Annotated in this window: 1 protein-coding gene; it reads left to right on the forward strand. The window is 67.9% G+C overall.

Annotated elements, in window-relative coordinates:
* Positions 1-1,040 (forward strand): condensation domain-containing protein (locus tag HR086_RS47110; protein WP_254626783.1); only part of this gene is annotated, 1,040 nt, incomplete at both ends.

The raw sequence follows: 1,040 nt of genomic DNA on the forward strand, positions 1-1,040 counted from the left end.
CCGTTGTCCTTCGCGCAGCAGCGCCTGTGGCTCATCGACCAGCTCGAGCCCGGAAGCTCCACCTACAACATTCCCCTCGCCCTGCTCCTGCAAGGGCCGCTCGAGGTGGACGCGCTCCAGGGCGCCTTCACGTCGCTCGTCGAGCGCCACGAATCCCTGCGCACCACATTCGTGACGCGCGACGGAGAGCCGCGTCAGCACATCCACGCCCCCAAGCCCATGCTTGTCACGGTGAGGGAGCTGGAGTCCCTCTCGGAAGATACGAAGCTCGTCGAGGCCCGGCGACTGGTGAGCGAGGAGGCTTCACGGCCCTTCGACCTGGAGCACGGCCCCATCTTCCGCGTGCTGCTGCTGCGGCTGGACGCGCAGCGCCATGTCCTCGTCGGGACGGTCCATCACATCGCCTCCGACGGCTGGTCCACGGGAATCCTGCTCCGTGAGCTGGCGGAGCTCTATTCCGCGCACGCCACCCGGCAGCCGCCTCGGCTGGAAGCCCTCCCCGTGCAGTACGCTGACTTCGCCGCCTGGCAGCGCTCATGGCTGCGTGACGACGCGTTGGAGCAGCAGCTCTCCTATTGGAGACAGCAGCTTTCCGGCGCGCCTCCCTTCCTGGAGCTGTCCACCGACCGGCCTCGTCCGCCAGTCCAGTCGAACCGGGGCGCCTCCTTCCCCGTGCGCCTGCCTCCCTCCGTGAACGAGCGACTCCTCGCGTTCTGCCAGCGCGAAGGCGTGACGCCTTTCATGGCGTTGCTCGCCGTCTGGCAACTCCTCCTCTCCCGCTACTCCGGGCAGGACGACCTCTCCGTCGGCTCCCCCATCGCGGGACGCACCCGAGCGGAGACAGAGGGGCTCATCGGCTTCTTCGTGAACACCCTCGTGCTGCGCACGCAGCTCCAGCCGGGACTCCGCTTCCGCGAGCTGCTCGCGCAGGTGAAACGCACCACGCTCGGCGCCTACGAGCATCAGGACGTCCCCTTCGAGAAGCTCGTCGAGGAACTCAACCCTCACCGCACCCTCAGTCACTCGCCGCTGTTCCAGGT

Source organism: Myxococcus sp. CA039A (genome assembly GCF_013336645.1).
GTDB lineage: Bacteria > Myxococcota > Myxococcia > Myxococcales > Myxococcaceae > Myxococcus > Myxococcus llanfairpwllgwyngyllgogerychwyrndrobwllllantysiliogogogochensis.